This is a genomic window from Rhodococcus sp. T2V (assembly GCF_029269925.1).
GTDB classification, from domain to species: domain Bacteria; phylum Actinomycetota; class Actinomycetes; order Mycobacteriales; family Mycobacteriaceae; genus Rhodococcus_F; species Rhodococcus_F koreensis.
On sequence record NZ_JARJBD010000232.1, the window covers coordinates 1 to 2,976 of the forward strand.

A 2,976-nucleotide genomic window follows, 5' to 3' on the forward strand; every position below is an offset into this window, starting at 1 on the left:
GCGGCGCGGTCAGGCGCCCAGGTAGGGGTAGCGGTAGTCGGTGTCGGGGTTGAGGTTCTCCTTGACGAACCGCCCGCTCACCCACCGCTGCAGTGCCAGCGGCGAGCCGATCTTGTCGTTGGTGCCCGAGGCGCGGGAACCGGCGAACTGCTGCTTGCCGATCGACATGCCGGCGGGCTTGTCGTTGATCGCGACGTACCCGGAGGCGTCGCGCAGCACGTCGAGGGCCTGGTTGATCGCCGTCCGGTCGGTGGCGTACACCGACGCGGTCAGCCCGTAGGGGCTGGTCTTGTCGGCGACCTTCAGGGTCTCGATCCAGTCGTTGTCCTCGTAGACGAACACTGTCAGCAGCGGACCGAAGAACTCGGTGGTGAGCGTGAACGCGGTGGGGTCGGTGGTCTCGAACACGGTGGGACGGACGAAGTAGCCGGTCTCCTTGTTCGTGGTGCCGCCGGCGATCAGGGTGTGCGAATCGAGGCTCTTCGCCTTGTCGATCGCCCCGGTGAGCCGGTCGTGGGCGGTCTCGTCGATCACGGCACCGAGGAAGGTGCGGTGCTCGGCCACGTCCCCGACGACCAGCGAATCAATCTGCGCGGCAAGCGGTTCCTTGATCTTGTTCCACAGGCTGCGCGGAATGTAGGCGCGGGAGGCGGCCGAGCACTTCTGGCCCTGGAATTCGAACGCACCGCGGGTCAGGCCGGTGATCAGGGCCTGCGGGTCGGCGGAGACGTGCGCGACGACGGCGTTCTTGCCGCCGGTCTCGCCCACCAGCCTCGGGTAGGTCTTGTAGTCGTCGATGTGCGAGGCGACTTTCTTCCACAGCTGCCGGAACACCTGGGTCGAGCCGGTGAAGGCGAGTCCGGCCAGGTTCGGGTCGGCGAGGGCGATATCGCTGACCAGTTTGCCGTCACCGTGGACGGTGTTGATCACCCCGGGGGGCAGTCCGGCCTCGTCGAAGATGCGGCGCACCACATCGGTGCTCAGCGCCGACTTCTCCGCAGGCTTCCAGACGACGGTGTTGCCCATCATCGCCGCGGTCGCGGGCAGGTTGCCGGCGATGTTGGTGAAGTTGAACGGGGTGACCGCCAGGACGAATCCCTCCAGCCCGCGCTGGTCGAGGTAGTTGTTCTCCCCCTGGGTGGATTTGGGCTGGTTGGCGTAGATGCCCTCGGCCCAATGGGCGTTGAAGCGCAGCAGGTCCGCCAGTTCGCAGGCCCCGTCGATTTCGGCCTGGTGGTAGGTCTTGGACTGGTTCAGCATGGTGGCGGCGTTGATCTCGTCGCGGTACTTGCCGGTGACCAGTTCGGCGGCACGCAGGAACACCGAGACACGGTCCCACCACGGCCGGCGTGACCAGTCGTGACGGGCGGCCAGTGCGGAGTCGATCGCCGTGCGCACATGCGACGGGTCGGCCTTGCTCAGCTGTCCGAGGACGCGGGCGTGATCGTGTGGGGACACCACCGGCTGGGTGTCGGCGGTCTCGAAGACCTCGCCGCCGATGGACAACGGAATCGACGCGGTGGTGCCGCCGATGCGCTTGATTTCGAGGGCCAGCGATTCGGCCTCCGGCGAGCCGGGCCGGTAGTCGTTGACCGGCTCGTTCTCCGGGGTGGGGACGTGGAAGTTGCCGGCGATGTTGTGGATTGCTCCGGTCACTGCGAATTCTCCTTGTCGAACGTGGGGGCGTAGGTCGAGCTCAGAAGCGGGTGAGGCGGAACGGCTCGAGGAGTCGTTGCTGGCCGTGACGCGCGATTTCCTTGGCGGCGAGGGCGCCGGTGACGGGGCCGAGGGTCACCCCGAGGGTGCCGTGGCCGGTGGCCAGGTACAGGCCCGCCTGCCCGGGAACGGGGCCGATGATCGGCAGGTCGTCCGCCGAGGTGGGGCGGTGACCGACCCACTGGATTTCGACGTCGGTGGGGCGCCAGTCCTCGAGGAAGCTCAGGCCCTGCCGCACCACCATGTCGAGGCGCTTCTGGTTCAGCGTGAAATCGCGGTTGCCGATGTCGAAGGTTCCCGACAGTCGCACGGCGTTGCCGAACGGTGAGCAGGCCACCATGTTCTCGTACAGCTTGAGCGGGTGCGCCGGCGCGGTGCCCTCGCCGAGGGCGGTCATGCTGGTGCCCTTGGCCGCTTCGAGCGGCACCGTCACGCCGAGCGGGGCGAGCAGGGTGCGGCTGGGGTAGCCGGCGGCGACGACGACGTTGTCGGCGACGATCTCCCGACCGGACTCGGTGGTCACCATCCACTGGCCGCTGCTGCGGGCGGTGATCGCGGTGACCGCATCGTGTTCGGCGACCTCGCCGCCGTTGGCCTCCACCCATTTCGCCAGCCCCTGGCACAGCGTCTCGGGCCGCACGTGCCGTTCGCTCTCGAGGTGCAGCGCCCCGGCGATGTCGCGGCGGATCGCCGGGTCGAACTCGGCGGCGTCCTCACCGCGGTAGACCTTGACGCTGCCCACGTAGCCGAGCGCACGCATCTTGGTGACGATCTGTTCGTAGTGGACGAGGTTCTCCTCCTCCTTGAACACCACCGCCAGCCCGTCGGTGTACTGCTCGAAGCTCACGCCCCGCTCGATCAGCGAATCGAAGTAGCTGTGCGCGGGACGGGCGAAGTCCTGCAGGGCGGCAGTGCTTTTCGCGTTCCGCTTCTTCGTACTCGCGCGCAGGAACTTCGTGATCCAGCCGGCGAAGCTCGGCTCGAGATGCGGGCGCATCCGGGCCGGTCCCTCGGTGCTGGTGAAGCTGCGGAACGCGTCCCGGACCGCACCCGGCGCGGCGCGGGGAGTGGACAGGAACGGGGTCACCCAGCCGGCGTTGCCGGCCGATGCCGCGGCACCGACGGCCCCGGAATCGACGACGGTGACCTGGTGGCCGAGTTCGGAGAGTTCGTATGCGCACGAGAGTCCGATAACTCCCGCACCGACGACGGTGGTCCTCACTGGTTTCTTCCTGACTGTGTGTCGAGTAGTTGCCGGAC

General features: G+C 67.8%; 2 protein-coding genes. Both read right to left on the reverse strand.

All coding sequences use genetic code 11. The features are described from left to right. Positions 1-9: 9 nt before the first annotated feature. Positions 10-1,656, reverse strand: a complete 1,647-nt coding sequence (pruA, locus tag P3H15_RS53440; RefSeq protein ID WP_276144734.1) for an L-glutamate gamma-semialdehyde dehydrogenase — start codon at positions 1,654-1,656, stop codon at positions 10-12. A gap of 40 nt (positions 1,657-1,696) precedes the next feature. Beyond that, a partial coding sequence (locus P3H15_RS53445) for an FAD-dependent oxidoreductase (protein ID WP_346348893.1) occupies positions 1,697-2,976 on the reverse strand: 1,280 nt, incomplete at its 5' end.